This window comes from Bacteroides sp. D1 (assembly GCF_000157095.2).
In the GTDB taxonomy this organism is placed as follows: Bacteria; Bacteroidota; Bacteroidia; order Bacteroidales; family Bacteroidaceae; genus Bacteroides; species Bacteroides xylanisolvens.
The window spans coordinates 606,924-624,337 of the sequence record NZ_JH114350.1 but is presented as its reverse complement, the minus strand read 5'-3'; the positions used below and the strand labels follow the sequence as shown (position 1 = coordinate 624,337).

The window sequence follows — 17,414 nt, the reverse complement described above, 5'->3', positions numbered from 1 at the left end:
GACTACTATCATGTTATAACCCATAAATAATCTGTGTTAATCCGTGTAATCTGTGGTGACTTCTATTTTAGTAAACGAACTTCATAAACGGCAGAGGTCCATTCCGTCCCGTCAGGGATAAAACGTATCGGACAACTACCCGTATTCAATTTTTGAGGCAAAACGTATGAAAGGGTTATGAAACCGTCTTTATCCGCTTCACTGACAGTTGGATGAACAGCCAACTTTTCGTTATTCAAAAGAATAGCCACTTTATTGCGGTCATCTTTCCGTACCGTAATCAGGAGGCGGCTTGCTTCTTCTTTCACTTTCAACTGATAGCCGAACCAACCTTTAGCACGTCGGAAATGCCGGTCTTTATTCGTCCCTGTTTCTGCCTGCTCATACTGGATGCCATGATCAGACTCCGGCTGCTGTTCGCCAGGGAAGATCAGGTCAATGGTTTGATTAGCTAATTCCGTTGCTTTTCGTTCAGCCGTTGCCATCTCTTCCTGAATCGCTTTAAACTGCTCTTCGCTTGCCTGCCGGAAATAAACGGCATAACGGGAATTATGCAGGCGGAAGAACGGGACGAGTTCCAATGCTTTGCCTTGTGCAGGATAAACCTCTCCGTTATAGTTGAAAGTAATCCGGCTATTCTGTTCTTTCTGAAGAGATTTGCAGATTGAATCTGGATTTCCTATCAGCATCGGGACTTCTTGCAAAGGAATTTGTTTGCCATGAGCGATATGTCCGCCACGGCTGTCATCGGCATATAAACCGTCAAGATGTTCTGTGCCTGTGGAAGCTGCAAGAACGATCGGACCATATAAGAAAGCATAATAATCTTTCTTGTCGGGAATCTGTTCCACGCTGACTTTCATAGGCAAGTGGAAAGTAACGACATCTCCTTTTTTCCATTTGCGGGAGAGAGGAAGATATTGGTTACCTTTTGCCATAATGAACATTTTTCTTTTTCCATTGATGCTGACGCTATATCCTTTGGATTGGTTCGCCCATTCCGGAATACGTATCATTAAAGTACGTTTTTTCTTAGGCGCTTCATCTATTCGCAAAGTTACCTTGCCGTCATCAGGGAAACAGGTTTCCTGTGTCAAAGTAATGCCTTGCTCTTTCCAGGTCAGTTGTGAAGGAATGAAGAGATTGACATAAAGAGTGTCTTTCCGATACGCATAGATAAATTCACCGTATTTGGTATGATTCTCCAAGCCTGAACCTACACAGCACCACATTGATGTTTCCGGTTGTGAGTACACACGATAGTGTCCCGGACGCATAGGAGTGAAGTAGACAAATCCACCTTTATCCGGCTCTTGTGACGCTAGAATATGATTGTAAAGCGCACGTTCGTAATAGTTTACGTAGTTGGGATCAGGTTCGTTTGTTTGATTCGGATTGTGAGAATTCTGATAAAGCATTTTGGTAAGACGGAGTATGTTGTAAGTATTACAGGTCTCCGGTCCTTGAACGTCGTTCAGCATGGACGTGAAGTTATCCGACGGATGGAAATGTTCGCGGACGCTATTTCCTCCGATGCAGACAGAACGGTGATTGACTACCGTGTTCCAGAAAAAACGGGCGGCATGATCCCATTCTGCAGCATGATTCCAATTCTTGTCGTCTTGTGAAAGTTCGGCTATTCGCTTGTAGCCGATCACTTTCGGAATCTGTGTGTTGGCGTGCATCCCCGTCAATTTGTCTTCTTCTTTGATAAGCGGGTCTAAGATGAGCTTGTGAGAGAAACGGCGTGCCAGTTCCAGATACTTCTTGTCGCCTGTGATTTCGGCTACGTCAGCGAACGTTTCGTTTAATCCGCCATGTTCGCTACGAAGCATATCCTGCATTTGTTCGTCGCTCAAGCCGGAAGTGATATCGATCATCCAATCTGTAAAAGCGATAAGCATTTGGCGTGCAAGGTCGCTTCCTGCATAGATATATGCATCCCGCAATCCGGCGTAAGTCTTATGTATATTGTATAGAGGTACCCATTTGCCGTTAAGGTCGAAACCTCCGGCACGGATCTTTCCTGCTTTTATATCTTTCCAAAGTTGAAGGCTTCCCGGAGTTCCTCCGATGAATCCTGTGCCGACAGTTTGTTGTGCCCGGTTCAACTCATTCAGCATGTAGTTGAGGCGATTATAGACTGCTGTATCTCCGGTGGCGGCATACATCATGGAAAGTGCGGATAAATAATGTCCGCCGATATGTCCGTCCAATCCGGTATTTTCCCAATTGGTGTAGCTGGGGGCTTTAGGCTGTAACCCTGCTTCGCGGAGAAAAGGAGCGAGCAGACGGTCGGGGTCTAATGCAAGTATGTAATGTAAATCAGTCTGTTGAGCTTGCAGAAACGGACTATCCAATAGTTTCACATTCTGTAAAGGGAAGTAAGACACTTGTGGGGCGTTTTGAGCTTTGCCCAGTGAGGTGGACAGGAGAAGTGCAAGTATGAACGAGGTGGTTTTCATGATAATAGTCTCCCCATCTCCCTCTCCAAAAGAGGAGAGGGGTGGAGATAATTAATGTTAATACTTAGTTAGAATTGACTCTTGATAAACAGCGATTTATCGGCAATCTTTGATGAACAACAATGGATTGCCGACTGTCAATTATTTAAATTTGACTGCTGCCTCTTCGATAGGCAATCCTGCCTTATAGTTTTCGATGTATGTATTGAAGCCGGCTACATCTTCGGGTGTAGGTGATACCTCGATACCCGCGTCACCGACAAATACGCTTTCATCCAGAAAATCGGCAAGAGATTGTTTCTTTTCATTGTTCACGAGGTAAGAACCTAACAGGGCAATACCCCAGGCACCACCTTCGCCGGCTGTTTCCATCACAGAAATAGGCGAGTTGATAGCTGCAGCAAGTATTCTTTGACCTACTCCTTTGGTTCTGAATAATCCTCCGTGACCAGTAATTCTGTCCACTTTGATTTTTTCTTCGTTGAACAGGATATCGTTGCCAATCTTGAGTACTCCTACTGAAGCATATAGGTGAGTCCGCATAAAGTTTGCCAGGTTGAATTTGTCATTTGCCGAACGTACAAACAACGGTCTTCCGTCAGCAAATCCAGTTACAGGTTCGCCTGAAATATAATTGTATGAAAGCAAACCTCCGCAATCGGTATCACCGGTGAGTGCAATATTGTAAAGTTTGCTATAGATTTCATCCATATTTACAGGTATGCCCAGAAGCTCCTGATATTCCTTGAACAGGTTGACCCATGCGTTGAGATCAGAAGTACAGTTGTTGCAATGCACCATGGCTACCAGACTTCCGTCAGGAGTGGTCACCATGTCAATCATTTCGTATGGCTTCGACAAATCTTTCTCCAATACGATCATAGAGAATGAAGAAGTACCTGCCGATACATTTCCGGTGCGTTGTTTGACTGCATTGGTTGCCACCATTCCGGTACCTGCGTCTCCTTCCGGCGGACAAACCGGTATTCCTGCCTTCAAATGACCCGATACATCGAGCTTTTTACTTCCTTCCGGAGTGAGGACACCAGCATTTTCACCTGCCGACAATACTTTAGGCAGAATATCTTCCAGTTTCCAGCTATATTCTTTCGGAGCAATCAGTTTATCGAACTTATCCACCATTTCAGCCGAATAGTTGTGGGTTGTCGGATCGATAGGGAGCATACCCGATGCGTCACCGATACCCAATACCTTTTCGCCAGTTATCTGCCAATGCACATAACCTGCTAGAGTAGTCAGGAAATCAATGTCATTCACATGCGCTTCATTGTCCAGGATAGCCTGGTACAAATGAGAAATGCTCCATCGCAGCGGAATGTTGTAGACAAACAGTTCTGATAAAACTGCTGCTGCCCGACCTGTATTCGTATTTCTCCAAGTGCGGAAAGGCACGAGGATTTCTTCTTTTTTGTTGAACGGCATATAACCATGCATCATGGCGCTGACACCGATAGCAGCCAGCGTCTCAATCTCTATGCCGTATAAGTTCTTTACGTTAGCGCGAAGATCAGCATAGCAATCTTGCAGTCCTGACCAGATAGCTTCAATATTATAAGTCCAAAGTCCGTCAACTAACTGGTTTTCCCAAGTGTGGCTACCTTGAGCAATCGGCTTGTTTTCCTGGTCAATCAAAACTGCTTTAATTCGTGTTGATCCCAGTTCTATACCAAGAATGGCTTTGCCTGCTTCGATGGTTGATTTTGCATCTAATTTCATGTTGAAATCAATATTTTAAGGTATAACGATAATGATAGAAAAAATCAAGTTTCGCAGGTGCTTAATAATTGGATTAAGCTCTTGCGAAACTTGAGAGATCGGCTTTTTAGCAAAGCGCTTTATTCAACATGTAATAAACTTCGTTCATGCGCAGTTCTTTCTTGAAGCAGCTGATCGTAGTATCCTTGTTGATATGTACCATTTCGATACCTGCGATTTCAGCATAATCTTCCCAATATTCTGCTGTCAGGTCGTAAGAGAAGCAAGAGTGGTGAGTTCCACCAGCCAGAATCCATGCACCTGCACCTACTTCGAGGTTAGGCATCGGAATCCAGAGAGCAGAAGCAACCGGCAACTTAGGCAGCGGTTTCGGTTCGATACATTCCACATCGTTCACAATCAGACGGAAGCGGTTACCCATATCTACTACTGTAGCAGTGCATCCTGCGCCTGTCTTTGAAGTAAATACCAATCTTGCTGTCTGGCTTTTGCGGATACCTATACCGAGGAAGTGTACTTCCAGGCGCGGTTTGTTGGCTGCGATAAGCGGGCAGATTTCCAACATGTGTGACTGCAGGATAGAGCTGTTGGCACCGTCGAAGTTCAGTGTATAGTCTTCCAAGAATGAACAACCTTTGGGAAGTCCCTGATTCATTACCCATACCGTACGGTAAAGAGCAGCCGATTTCCAGTCTCCTTCAGCGCCGAATCCGTAACCTTCCGCCATCAGACGTTGTGAAGCAAGCCCCGGGATCTGATCGAAACCATTGTATTCGATGTCGCCCAAATCGTCGAAGTTGGTCGTAAATCCTTTAGCGCCTTTAGATTTCAGGATAGCACGCATGGCAAGTTCTGCTTTAGCGGCATTCCATACTTTCTGATAAGCTTCAGTCGATTTGTCTTCCAAAGAAGCATCGTGGTCGTATTCTTTGAAGTAGGTAGCTACCAATGCATCTACATCTTCATTTTTGATTTCTTTGTGGTATTCCATCAATTCGCTTACCGGGCAATAATCTACATGGTAACCCATACGTTGTTCAGCTTCCACTTTATCACCGTCAGTTACAGCTACATTGTTCATCTGGTCGCCGAAACGGATAATCAGCATATCCTGTGAGTCTGCCCAACCGGCACAAACACGCATCCAGACAGCGATCTTGTGCAAAGTGTCTTCCTCTTTCCAGTAACCTACCACTACTTTACGACGGATGCGCATACGGGTACAGATATGTCCGAATTCGCGGTCACCGTGAGCTGACTGGTTCAGGTTCATGAAGTCCATGTCCATTGTATCCCAAGGAATTTCCTTGTTGAACTGTGTGTGCAGGTGTAACAATGGTTTCTTCAACTGTTGCAGACCATGAATCCACATCTTAGCAGGAGAGAAAGTATGCATCCAAGTGATTACACCGATACATTTTTCATCGTTATTGGCTGCTTTGAATACAGTTTCCACTTCTTTAGAAGAGTTGGCAGTACCTTTGTATACCACCTTGACAGGGAGTTTACCGGATTCATTCAGTCCGTTTACCATTTCATTAGAGTGTGCGTCTACTGCGATTACTGCGTCACCTCCGTACAGAAGCTGTGCTCCTGTTACGAACCATACTTCATATTGATCAAATACGTTATTCATAATGTTATTGCTTTAATTTTTAATATCTGTTTTTTTTATTGTTACTGTCCATAATAAGCATTCGGACCATGCTTGCGGCTGAAATGTTTTTCTACCAGCAGCGGGTTCATTGTTAAATTCGGGTTTACCGCATAAGCGATACTTGCCATTTTGGCTACCTGTTCCATTACCACGGCGTTGTGTACAGCATCGTGCGCATCTTTTCCCCAAGAGAAAGGACCGTGATTCTTCACCAATACTCCCGGTGTATGTACAGGATTCAATCCTTCAAAACGTTTCACTATCACATTACCGGTTTCCAGTTCGTAAGCGCCTTTCACTTCCGCTTCCGTCATATCTGCCGTGCAGGGAATGGCGTCATGGAAATAATCCGCGTGAGTCGTTCCGATGTTCGGAATGTCGCATCCCGCCTGTGCCCAGGCAGTCGCATAAGTAGAGTGGGTGTGTACCACTCCGCCAATCTCCGGAAATGCTTTGTAAAGTACTACGTGAGTAGGAGTATCCGAGGATGGCTTCAGTCGTCCTTCAACGACCTTGCCATCCAAATCCACTACTACCATATCTTCGGCTTTCATATCATCATAACTTACACCACTGGGTTTGATTACTACCAATCCGCTTTCACGGTCGATAGCAGAGACATTGCCCCAGGTAAAGATGACTAATCCATGCTTTACCAATTCAAGATTGGCATGAAATACTTTTTCTTTTAGTTCTTCCAGCATAATGATTATATTTTAAATTTCGGGTCTTTGCGGTAAGCCTTGCCGTTGAACTTATACAAGGCAGCCCCCCGTTTGGAACCCAGTTTATCAATTTTATCAGTCTTTTCTATATAATCCATTTCAGCCACTCTTTTACGGAAATTCCGTTTATCCATTGTTTCACCGTAAATGGCCTCATATAAACTTTGTAATTGGGATAATGTAAAGAGTTTCGGAAGCAGATTGAATCCGATAGGTTCTACGGATGCTTTCTGTTTCATCAGTTCCCGTGCTTTTTCTACCATTTCAGGATGGTCGAAGATAAGCGGGGGAAGTTCGTTCATATTCACCCAGTAAGCATTGTGCTTTTGAACCAGTTTCCGGTCATACTCATTGATGTTAATCAATGCATAGTAAGCCACGGAGATAACCCGTTCACCCGGATCGCGGTCGATTGCTCCGAAAGTTCCTACCTGTTCCATGTAAACGTTTTCCAATCCGGTAAGCTCATGCAATACACGTTTGGCGGCATCATCCACACTTTCATTGTTTTGCACAAATCCTCCCATCAGTGACCATTCACCCATTGCCGGCTCGAAGTTTCTCTTTAACAATAGCAAGCTGATTTCCCCTTCGTTGAAACCAAAGATGATACAGTCGATGCCGACATAAAAGGTGGGATTCGAGCTGTAATAAGCCTCCCCCCGGTTCTTTCCAAAAGAGAGGGAGTTTGAGCTTATCATTGACTCTTGTGAATTATCTTTATCCATTTAGATTGTGATTTTAGTTATAATAAACCAGTCTTTCCGTTGGCAAGACTATTTTTAGATTCCTTCAACCTTTCTCAAAGAGAAGGTTGAAGGAAGGGCTTATTTTTTACCAGAAATACCAGTAGAAAGCACCTGTAATAGCCAGAATAATTACAGTATGAATAATATCCCAGTGATTCCAGCTTGCACGTGTAGCAGCTTTTTGTTCTTTAGTAGCCGTACCGAATACCAGTCCCTGAATCTTTTCTGCAGTCGGAGCTTTGGTTGCCAGGCTGACTACGATTACTACAATAATGCAGAACAAGAACATCCATCCACAGAAGAATAACCAGTTCATATCATAGAATAAATATTTGAATGTAGAATCTGCTACTTCGCCCGCATTGCTGTAATATACTTTTGCACCGAGGCGAGTCAACCCGATTACCATACCGGCGATTAATCCCCACATACCACCTTGGGCGGAAGTACGTTTCCAACAGATACCCAGTAAGAAAGCAGCAGCGATACCTGGCGCCAGTACGGATTGAACGTCCTGCAAATAAGTATAAAGTACATCGCCTACACTACGCATGATAGGAATCCAGAGAATACCTAAAATAACGATTACAACCGTTGCAACCTGACCGATACCTACCAGTTTCTTCTCCGGAGTTTCCGGTCTGAAACGTTTGTAGAAGTCGATAGTAAACAACATGGCTGACGAGTTAAACAGAGATGCAAGAGAACTCATCAAGGCGGCAAGAATACCACATACTACCAAACCTTTCACACCGGCAGGAAGTAATTTGGCTACTAATGTCGGGAAAGCGGCATCAGCATTTGCTGTTCCGTTGGCCAGCATCGGCAAGAAACCTTCGCCACCGGCACCGATATATTTTTGATGTAATGCAAATGCGATCATACCAGGAATCAAGAAAAGGAATACAGGCAACAATTTCAGATAAGCACCGAAAATAGTACCACGACGAGCTTCCATTTCATTTTTACCTGAAAGTACACGTTGTACGATGAACTGGTCGGTACACCAGTACCAGAAACCGATAATAGCCGAACCGATCAAAGCGCCCAACCAAGGGAAGTTTGCATCATCATTGCTACGGATCAGGTTAGTCATTGTATCACCGTAATCATTTACGGTAACAGCCCCACAGACTCTCATCATTTCGTCCCATCCACCTAATTCTTTGAAGCCGAGTACCAGAATGATTAATGATCCTAGCAGTAGGATAGGGGTTTGAAGAACAGAAGTGTAAAGAACTGATTTCATACCACCGAAGATCGTATAAAGTGCAGTTAACACTACCAGACCGATAGCTGCAATCCAGAAGAAATCAATTCCCCAAAGCTCTTTGATACCGAATACTTGTTGGAATACAAGACCACCGGCATATACAGTCACGGCTACTTTGGTTAACACATAACTCACCAAAGAGATGACCGACAGGATGGTACGTGATTGAGGATTATAGCGGCGTTCCAGAAATTCCGGCATTGTATATACCATGCTTCGTGTGTAGAAGGGTACAAACACCCATCCCAGAATCAAGATCATCCATCCCTGAATTTCCCAGTGTGCCATAGCCATACCACTGGATGCACCGGCTCCTGCCAGTCCGATCAAGTGTTCCGAACCGATGTTGGATGCGAAAATAGAGGCACCGATCGCAAGCCATGTTGCGTCGCGTCCGCCCAAGAAATAATCTGCCGAGTCATTTTGTTTTTGTCTGACTACCCAAACAATAATACCGATCAGAGCCAGAAAAAAGACTCCGATTACTAGCCAATCTAATGCTTCCACAATAAATATGATTTATGAGTTAATATTATTTCTCTACAGAGAATTTGAAAATACATTCACTATTATAAGTTTGTCCCGGTTCCAGTACAACAGAAGGCCAGTCTGCCTTGTTAGGGCTGTCAGGATAATGTTGTGTCTCCAGACACACAGAAGCACGTTGGTTGTAAACGATGCCTTTCTTTCCGGTTACGGTTCCGTCGAGGAAGTTTCCTGTGTAAACCTGTACACCCGGTTCGTTGGTATATACTTCCAGAGTAATACCGCTTTCAGGTGAGGTGAGTTTTGCGGCAACTTGCGAAAGATCTCCCTTTGTGTTGAGTACCCAGTTGTGGTCATATCCTTTTCCGTTCTTCAGTTGAACGAAATCGTAGTTGTCGATCTCTTTGCCTACAGCTTTCGGAGTGGTGAAGTCCATCGGAGTGTCTTTTACCGAAGCGATTTCGCCTGTAGTCATAAAGGTACTGTCTACCGGAGTATAATAGTCTGCGTTCACATACAATATATTGTCGGTTGAAGCTTTTGACGGATCACCAGCCAGGTTGAAGTAAGAGTGGTTGGTCATATTGATGATCGTCTTTTTATCGGTTGTTGCGCTATATTTGATGTCGATAGCGTTGTCTTCAGTCAGTTTGTAAGTCACTTTAGCTGTCACATTACCCGGGAAGTTTTCGTCTCCGTCCGGTGAGACAAGTGTCAGTTCCAGCGTTGTCGGATCAATCAAATTAGCTTCATAAACTTTGTATTGCCAACCTTTCGGACCTCCGTGCAGGCAGTGGCCGAAATTGTTTTGCGGCAGTTGGATCGTGTCACCGTCCAATGCGAAACGTCCTTGGTTGATACGGTTTGCATAGCGTCCGATAGAAGCACCGAAGTCGCTGGGTACATTAATATAGTCAGCAATGCTGTCAAAACCTAAAACTACATCTTGCATTTTACCGTTCTTGTCGGGTACCATGACAGACACGATACGTCCTCCGAAGTTAGTGATGCATACTTCCATGCCTGCCTTGTTCTTTAAGGTGTAAAGAGCTGTTTTGGCATTGTTCACTTCTGTTTGAAATTTTACCGGGTCAAGACCGGACAAGGTCAGCTCGGAAGCCGGCTTGTTATTGCACGCAACCAGCATCAGCGCGGCAAATCCTGCAAGTAGAAAATGTTTTTTCATGGCTTTATTTTTAATGTAAATGAGATATTTATCTTATTTTGGGTGTAAAAGTAACACTTTTGTTTGGTGTATCAAATACACTCTTGTATGTTATGCAGCATAAACGGTATATTTTATGATTTCCCATACACCTTATTATATATATAAATGTACGCTTTCCATCCGTTTATTTTTCATATAATAGAGCGGGTTAATAGGTATTTTTTGATCTGGTTTCGTATTATAAATATCAGATACGGATGGAAAATTGTGCAAATGAATGGAATTTGATCCTTTTTGACCGATATACACCTGTTAATGATAAAATCGGGTACGGGGAAAATAGAGAATCTGATTATCTTTGCATTTTAACTATATATAATTTTTTATTGAGAACCATGAGAAGATACGCAAATTTATTGGCAGTATTAGCCTTGTCTACTAACCTTGCGCTTCATGCGCAAACTAATGAGTTGGTGATACAGACGAAGAAGCTGGGTGCAGAAATCCAACCTACTATGTACGGACTCTTTTTTGAGGACATCAACTATGCTGCCGACGGCGGACTTTATGCCGAACTGGTGAAGAATCGTTCCTTTGAATTTCCACAACACCTGATGGGATGGAAAACGTATGGAAAAGTATCCTTAATGAATGATGGCCCTTTTGAACGCAATCCGCATTACGTGCGCCTTTCTAACCCCGGACATGCACATAAACATACCGGATTGGATAACGAAGGTTTCTTTGGTATCGGTGTCAAGAAGGGGGAGGAGTATCGCTTCTCCGTTTGGGCGCGTTTGCCGCAAGGAAGTACGAAAGAAACATTGAGAATCGAACTTGTAGATACCCAATCAATGGGCGAACGTCAGGCGCTTGTCGCAGGGAATCTTACGATTGATTCTAAGGACTGGAAAAAATACCAGATAATCTTGAAGCCCGGCAGTACTCATCCGAAATCCGTACTTCGTATTTTCCTTACTTCCAAAGGAACAGTAGATTTGGAGCACGTCTCTCTTTTCCCGGTTGATACTTGGAAGGGACACGAAAATGGTCTTCGTAAAGATTTGGCACAAGCATTGGCGGATATTCATCCCGGAGTCTTTCGCTTTCCCGGTGGTTGCATTGTAGAAGGTACCGACCTGGAGACTCGTTACGACTGGAAAAAATCAGTTGGCCCGGTAGAGAACCGTCCCTTAAATGAAAATCGTTGGCAGTATACTTTTACTCACCGATTCTTCCCTGATTATTATCAAAGCTATGGATTGGGATTCTACGAATATTTCCTGCTGTCTGAAGAAATGGGTGCGGCACCTCTGCCGATTCTGAATTGCGGACTTTCCTGCCAATATCAGAATAATGATCCGAAAGCTCACGTAGCCGTTTGTGATTTGGATAACTATATTCAGGATGCACTCGATCTGATTGAGTTTGCTAATGGAGACGTGAATACCAAATGGGGAAAGGTACGTGCCGATATGGGACATCCTGCACCGTTTAACCTGAAGTTTGTCGGTATCGGTAACGAACAATGGGGAAAAGAATATCCCGAACGTCTCGAACCGTTTATCAAAGCCATTCGTAAAGCTCACCCGGAAATTAAAATAGTAGGTAGCTCCGGTCCGAATTCCGAAGGAAAAGAATTTGATTACTTGTGGCCTGAAATGAAACGTCTGAAAGCCGATTTGGTGGATGAACATTTCTATCGTCCCGAAAGTTGGTTCCTGGCACAAGGTGCCCGCTATGACAACTACGATCGTAAAGGTCCGAAAGTCTTTGCCGGCGAATATGCCTGCCATGGAAAAGGAAAGAAATGGAACCATTATCATGCTGCTTTGCTCGAAGCTGCTTTCATGACCGGATTGGAACGTAATGCTGACATCGTTCACATGGCCACCTATGCTCCGCTTTTCGCTCATGTGGAAGGATGGCAATGGCGTCCTGATATGATTTGGTTCGATAACCTGAACTCTGTGCGTACCACTAGCTATTATGTACAACAACTGTATGCACAAAACAAAGGAACAAATGTTCTTCCCCTTACCATGAACAAGAAAAATGTAACGGGAGCCGAAGGACAGAACGGACTCTTTGCCAGTGCTGTTTACGATAAGGATAAGAATGAACTGATTGTAAAGGTTGCCAATACTTCCGCCACAATACAGCCAATTTCCTTGAATTTTGAAGGATTGAAAAAACAAGATGTACTGTCTGATGGCCGTTGTATCAAACTTCGTTCGATTGATTTGGATAAGGATAATACACTTGAGCAACCTTTTGCCATCGTTCCGCAGGAAACTCCGGTATCTATTGAAGGCAACGTGTTTACTACCGAACTGGAACCCACTACGTTCGCGGTATATAAGTTCACGAAGAAATAAGTAGAACTAATTAGATGTTATTAGACCAATAGGTTCTAGATTTTTGTTAATTGTAAAAAGTAAGGGCGGCTCCCATCACGGAAGCCGCCCTTCTTGATGTATAGTTATGTTATGATCATAATAACTTTTCAGGATGAGTTAGTTCTTCTACTAGCTCATATACAGTAGTACAAGGCTTGTGAGCCGCATAATCTGTTCCCGAAAATGATTCTCTTAAGCGTTGAGCGTGTTTGATAGCTAATGATTCATCTCCTATACGTTGTAATATGTCGAAAGTTTCCGGTGATTTCTTTTTATATCGGTAGTTTGAATCATTTGTTCTATTTTGTATTTCCCTTTCTATTTTCTCAATGTATTGAGAACGGGATATGCCGGTATCCAAATATTGAAAATGTAGATAATACCAAAGTTCGAATGACTCATTAGACCATGCGCAAAGAATATGATTCTTTTTTGCAAGCTGTATGGCGTCATTGAAATCATTAAAGTCATCCTTATCAAAAACAGCCCATACCCTGTCAAACTCTTTATTTGATTTATCACGAATAGCTATGGTTTCTTTGATAAGACTGACTGTACCTTGTCCCTTACCTTCAATTGTAACCTCACGGATATCCGAATAACGGTCTTTTATTAAAGCCTTGAAATAGTTAGGTTCAGTTCTTTCACCTTCACATACGATAAGGAAACTAACAGATACATTGCGTACTGCTACTTTTCTTCTTTTATCCAGTTTTGCCTGTCTTTGTTCTCTTTTTATTTCCTCAAACCGATGTTTCGGCAGCAGTCTACTCATTGTGTATTAATCTTTAATATATGGAATTGCGCCGTAACGTCCGTTGATATAATCTTTTTCAAAACTACGGTCTTTCCGAATCTTGTTTCCTTCCGGTTCTCTGAATTCTGCTAATGAATAGAGGTCGGTAGCTTCCGAATGATCTTTTTCCGTAAACCAAATCTGATCCCTACGGAATGTTTTTACATTCAGTAAATTGGTGTCGTGGGTAGCAAATATTAGTTGAGCTCCCTTGGGATTTGTTTTTGGATTGTTGAAAAGTTTAATAATATGTTGAGTCAGTAATGGATGGAGCTTGGAATCGAGTTCGTCTATAACTAGTAGACCTCCCAACGCCAATTGACCAATAACTAAGGCGGCCAAATCGAATAGTTTGTTAGTACCCGATGACTCATGCTCTTTCATGGAAAAGCGGGTTTCTCCAATGACTTCTTCCTGTTCATTATACAAATTATGTATGGTGTATGCTTTTACTTCTTTTGCCAACTTTTCATCTTCGGGAAGTTCAAATCTGTTAAACCCTACATTCATAGATTTCAAGAAATCTTGAATCTCTTGTTGAAAGCTAAGTTCTGGATTTTTATTATTACACATATCATTTGTAAATACAGACCAAGATTCATGGTCGATACCTGATATTACCCAGATACAGTCAATTTTATGAATAATTTTTTTGGCAATTTCACCGTTAAAAGAATCAATTGTAGATAAAAATAGTCCATTGTCACGTACCTTTTCTTCCAAACCTTTGCCTTCATTATACTCGTCAGCTATTCCGATTCCTTCTTCTGTACGAACAAATAAGCATTTTTCCTTTTTTGCTTTTCCCTCTTTTATATATAACCACTCTTCATAAACCTTCAGATTGTCTGCGGTAAAGCCATACGTATATGTTTGGTTATCTATCAGTATTTCTATTTCAAAAAATGATGGTTCTTGAGTTGATTTTTGGTTTAATAAGAAAGGAGTAATATTTAATTTATCTGTAGAACTCATTTTAGAAGAATAGTTGACTATCTCTCCAAATTTGCCAATCGCTTTTAAAAAGTTACTTTTTCCACTTGAGTTAGCTCCATAAATAACAGCTGATGGAAGTAGTCTATATCCTTCTTTTTCTATAACAGATTCATTCAATTCTTTAATAGCGGTAGCTTCCATGCTCAAAACCTTTTTGTCTTTGAACGAACGATAGTTGCCTACTGTAAAATTGATTATCATATTGTTTTTATATTAAGTTGTCTATTCTATAGAACATGGCAAAGATACGAATAGTTTTAGATAATTCTCTTAAAATGAGAATTTTTCTCATTTTAAGAGAATAGAGTTGAGATTGTGTGTTATTATGCCGTGTAAAAAATAAGGGCGGCTCCTATCACGGAAGCCGCCCTTATTACTTATTTAATAACGAATAAATTCTTATTCCAATCTACGAGAACCGTCACCGATTACTACGTCATACACTTTCGGGCTTCTGCCGAATTTAGCTTTGAAAGCAGCTTTTGTTTTTTCAACGAAGTTGTCATACAACTCATCCTTAACAAGGTTGATCGTACAACCACCGAAGCCACCACCCATTACGCGTGAACCGGTTACGCCGTATTCTTTAGCGCAGTCATTCAGGAAGTCGAGTTCTTCGCAGCTTACTTCGTACAGCTTGCTCATGCCGTGATGAGTTTCGTACATCTTCTGGCCAACAGTTTCGTAATCATCCTTTTCCAATGCTTCGCAAACATCGAGTACACGTTGGATTTCTTCAATTACATATTCTGCACGCATATAGTCTTCAGCGCTGATATCAGCTTTCGCTTCTTCCAGCATAGCCATCGTACAGTCGCGCAGGAATTCTACGTGCGGATGTTTTTTCTGGATAGCGGCAACAGCAGCTTCACAGCTTTGGCGACGCTTGTTGTAAGCAGAAGAAGCCAGTTCGTGTTTAACCACTGAATCCATCAGAACCAGACGATAGCCTTCCGGATGGAATGGGAAATACTGATATTCCAGTGAACGGCAATCCAGACGGATCAAGCTGCCTGCTTTACCGAACACAGAAGCAAACTGGTCCATGATACCGCAGTTAACACCGCAGTAGTTGTGTTCTGTTGCCTGGCCCACTTTAGCCAATTCAAATTTATCTATTTTGTTTTCACCGAACAGTTCGTTCAATGCGAAAGCATACGTACTTTCCAAAGCAGCAGAAGAAGACATACCTGCACCCAGAGGCACATCACCTGCAAAAGCAGTATTGAATCCCTTCACGTCAACGCCACGTTTAATCATTTCACGGCATACACCGAAAATATATCTTGCCCAGCTGGCACGTGGAGCATCCTCTTCGTTCAGACCAAATTCTACATAGTCTTTCAAGTCGATAGAGTAAGCTTTAACCTTGTCAGTGCCGTTTGGTTTGATTTCAGCAATCATGCCTTTGTCTACGGCTCCCGGAAATACGAATCCACCGTTGTAGTCAGTGTGTTCGCCGATCAGGTTGATACGGCCCGGAGAAGCATATAAAAATCCAGTAGTTCCGTCAAAGTGTTTAATGAAGCGACTTCTTACGTATTCTGTATCCATGATATTTATATTTTAAAGGTGAATAAATTGAATTCTATTCTATGTGATTATTCCACAGGAATATCCTTATTTACATTCTTGCAACCTACCAAGCCGTAGAACAACAGGTAAGCCAGAGCAGCGATAATCAACCAGTAGCTAGCCATATAACCTACAGAGTCAGAGATACTTTGTTGGATCAACGGCAATACACCACCACCAACAACCATCATCATAAAGATACCGGAAGCCTGTGCTGTATATTTTCCTAAGCCTTCTACTGCAAGGTTGAAGATACCACCCCACATTACAGAAGTACAAAGACCGCAAAGTACAAGGAACAAGGCACTTACAGGAACCTGTGCCATCATAAAGCCTTCACCTACAGTATAACCCGGCATTGAAACCGTTACATCTTTCGGAGTGAAGATAGCGATCAATACGAAAATGATAGCAGTAGCAGAAACAGCGATCAACTGTGCACGGCTGGAAACCTTACCACTGATAGCACTACTTGCAGTACGTCCCACAAGCATCAGCAACCAATAGATAGCAGCGATAGCACCACCGATAGCAGCACCGTTCATCATGATACCGGCACCTTTATCGCTTGAATCGGCAAGATAGAAGTTCAGTGTACCCGGGATACCAATTTCAATACCTACATAAATAAAGATACCGATTACACCCAGTAAAGTGTGACGGAAGCTCCATGGACTGTGAGAGAATTTTTCTTTCTTCACTCCACCTTTCTGAAGGTGTGGTTCAGGAATAGCAACAAATGAGATAACGATAAATGCAGCAACGAATACACCCATAGCAACGAAGAGCAGAGGAGCAACGTCAGACATAGCAGTACTTGAAGTAACAGTACCGATCAAAGCACCTACGAAAAGCGGAGTCAATGTACCAGACAAAGAATTAAGAGCTCCACCAGTCTGAATCAACTGGTTACCTTTGTTACCACCGCCACCGAGAAGGTTCAACATCGGGTTTACCACTGTGTTAAGCATACAAACGCAGAAACCGCAGATAAATGCACCAAGCAGATAGATTACAAAGTTTAATTTGATAACATACTCACCGAATGCAAATACTTCAGCACCTGCTCCGAATAAGCTGGAAAGATACTGTGTGAACAAACCGAGGAAACCGACTGCCATTGCAATCAAAGCAGTCTTCTTGTAACCGATCTTAACGAGCATGTTACCGGCAGGAATTCCCATAAACAGGTAAGCCAGGAAGTTCATCATATTTCCCATCATACCTAAAGTGTTCGAACCCGCATATTCATTTCTCCAGATTGTTCCGAATGGAGCAGCGAGGTTTGTTACGAAAGAGATCATCGCAAAGATGAAGAACATCGTGATAATTGCGACGAGATTACCGTTCTTTTTTTCTTGTGTCATGGTTCAAAAAAAATGTTAGTT

Annotated in this window: 12 protein-coding genes; 1 reads left to right on the top strand and 11 read right to left on the bottom strand. The window is 42.7% G+C overall.

Annotated elements, in window-relative coordinates:
• Positions 1–62 precede the first annotated feature (62 nt).
• The 7 genes from BSAG_RS02420 to BSAG_RS02450 form a co-directional block, all read right to left on the bottom strand.
• Entirely contained in the window at positions 63–2,465 is a 2,403-nt protein-coding gene (locus BSAG_RS02420) for a glycoside hydrolase family 127 protein (protein ID WP_004313794.1), read from the bottom strand.
• 141 nt (positions 2,466–2,606) lie between these two features.
• Positions 2,607–4,202 (bottom strand): xylulokinase, encoded by a 1,596-nt coding sequence (locus BSAG_RS02425; RefSeq protein WP_008018108.1) that lies wholly within the window; start codon positions 4,200–4,202, stop codon positions 2,607–2,609.
• Positions 4,203–4,308: 106 nt separating this feature from the next.
• Positions 4,309–5,838 carry an L-arabinose isomerase gene (gene araA / locus BSAG_RS02430; RefSeq protein WP_004314121.1) on the bottom strand — a complete coding sequence of 510 codons (1,530 nt, stop codon included), beginning with the start codon at positions 5,836–5,838 and terminating at the stop codon, positions 4,309–4,311.
• 41 nt (positions 5,839–5,879) lie between these two features.
• Positions 5,880–6,563 (bottom strand): L-ribulose-5-phosphate 4-epimerase, encoded by a 684-nt coding sequence (locus BSAG_RS02435; RefSeq protein ID WP_004309172.1) that lies wholly within the window; start codon positions 6,561–6,563, stop codon positions 5,880–5,882.
• A 5-nt stretch (positions 6,564–6,568) separates the two neighbouring features.
• On the bottom strand, positions 6,569–7,285 hold the full coding sequence (locus tag BSAG_RS02440) for an NUDIX hydrolase (RefSeq protein WP_008770909.1): 717 nt from the start codon (positions 7,283–7,285) through the stop codon (positions 6,569–6,571).
• Positions 7,286–7,418: 133 nt separating this feature from the next.
• Positions 7,419–9,113 (bottom strand): sodium:solute symporter, encoded by a 1,695-nt coding sequence (locus tag BSAG_RS02445; RefSeq protein WP_004314122.1) that lies wholly within the window; start codon positions 9,111–9,113, stop codon positions 7,419–7,421.
• Positions 9,114–9,138: 25 nt separating this feature from the next.
• Positions 9,139–10,278 carry an aldose epimerase family protein gene (locus tag BSAG_RS02450; protein WP_004314123.1) on the bottom strand — a complete coding sequence of 380 codons (1,140 nt, stop codon included), beginning with the start codon at positions 10,276–10,278 and terminating at the stop codon, positions 9,139–9,141.
• Between the two features lie 377 nt (positions 10,279–10,655).
• Here BSAG_RS02450 and BSAG_RS02455 point away from each other — a divergent pair, with 377 nt between their 5' ends.
• Positions 10,656–12,638 (top strand): alpha-L-arabinofuranosidase C-terminal domain-containing protein, encoded by a 1,983-nt coding sequence (locus tag BSAG_RS02455; RefSeq protein WP_008018113.1) that lies wholly within the window; start codon positions 10,656–10,658, stop codon positions 12,636–12,638.
• Positions 12,639–12,753: 115 nt separating this feature from the next.
• Here the strand turns inward: BSAG_RS02455 and BSAG_RS02460 are convergent, their stop codons facing one another.
• The 4 genes from BSAG_RS02460 to BSAG_RS02475 form a co-directional block, all read right to left on the bottom strand.
• Positions 12,754–13,434 (bottom strand): RloB family protein, encoded by a 681-nt coding sequence (locus tag BSAG_RS02460; RefSeq protein WP_004314125.1) that lies wholly within the window; start codon positions 13,432–13,434, stop codon positions 12,754–12,756.
• 6 nt (positions 13,435–13,440) lie between these two features.
• Positions 13,441–14,592: an AAA family ATPase gene (locus tag BSAG_RS02465; RefSeq protein ID WP_225449765.1), complete on the bottom strand. Its 1,152-nt coding sequence runs from the start codon at positions 14,590–14,592 to the stop codon at positions 13,441–13,443.
• Positions 14,593–14,850: 258 nt separating this feature from the next.
• On the bottom strand, positions 14,851–16,005 hold the full coding sequence (gene galK / locus BSAG_RS02470) for a galactokinase (protein WP_004314127.1): 1,155 nt from the start codon (positions 16,003–16,005) through the stop codon (positions 14,851–14,853).
• Between the two features lie 47 nt (positions 16,006–16,052).
• On the bottom strand, positions 16,053–17,393 hold the full coding sequence (locus BSAG_RS02475; protein ID WP_004309167.1) for an MFS transporter: 1,341 nt from the start codon (positions 17,391–17,393) through the stop codon (positions 16,053–16,055).
• Positions 17,394–17,414 lie beyond the last annotated feature (21 nt).

Excerpts from the sequence above, each read along its gene's own strand:
- BSAG_RS02420 (WP_004313794.1), bottom strand. The coding sequence starts at position 2,465 with ATGAAAACCACCTCGTTCATACTTGCACTTCTCCTGTCCACCTCACTG.
- BSAG_RS02425 (WP_008018108.1), bottom strand. The coding sequence starts at position 4,202 with ATGAAATTAGATGCAAAATCAACCATCGAAGCAGGCAAAGCCATTCTT.
- araA (WP_004314121.1), bottom strand. The coding sequence starts at position 5,838 with ATGAATAACGTATTTGATCAATATGAAGTATGGTTCGTAACAGGAGCA.
- BSAG_RS02435 (WP_004309172.1), bottom strand. The coding sequence starts at position 6,563 with ATGCTGGAAGAACTAAAAGAAAAAGTATTTCATGCCAATCTTGAATTG.
- BSAG_RS02440 (WP_008770909.1), bottom strand. The coding sequence starts at position 7,285 with ATGATAAGCTCAAACTCCCTCTCTTTTGGAAAGAACCGGGGGGAGGCT.
- BSAG_RS02450 (WP_004314123.1), bottom strand. The coding sequence starts at position 10,278 with ATGAAAAAACATTTTCTACTTGCAGGATTTGCCGCGCTGATGCTGGTT.
- BSAG_RS02455 (WP_008018113.1), top strand. The coding sequence starts at position 10,656 with ATGAGAAGATACGCAAATTTATTGGCAGTATTAGCCTTGTCTACTAAC.
- BSAG_RS02460 (WP_004314125.1), bottom strand. The coding sequence starts at position 13,434 with ATGAGTAGACTGCTGCCGAAACATCGGTTTGAGGAAATAAAAAGAGAA.
- BSAG_RS02465 (WP_225449765.1), bottom strand. The coding sequence starts at position 14,592 with ATGGAAGCTACCGCTATTAAAGAATTGAATGAATCTGTTATAGAAAAA.
- galK (WP_004314127.1), bottom strand. The coding sequence starts at position 16,005 with ATGGATACAGAATACGTAAGAAGTCGCTTCATTAAACACTTTGACGGA.
- BSAG_RS02475 (WP_004309167.1), bottom strand. The coding sequence starts at position 17,393 with ATGACACAAGAAAAAAAGAACGGTAATCTCGTCGCAATTATCACGATG.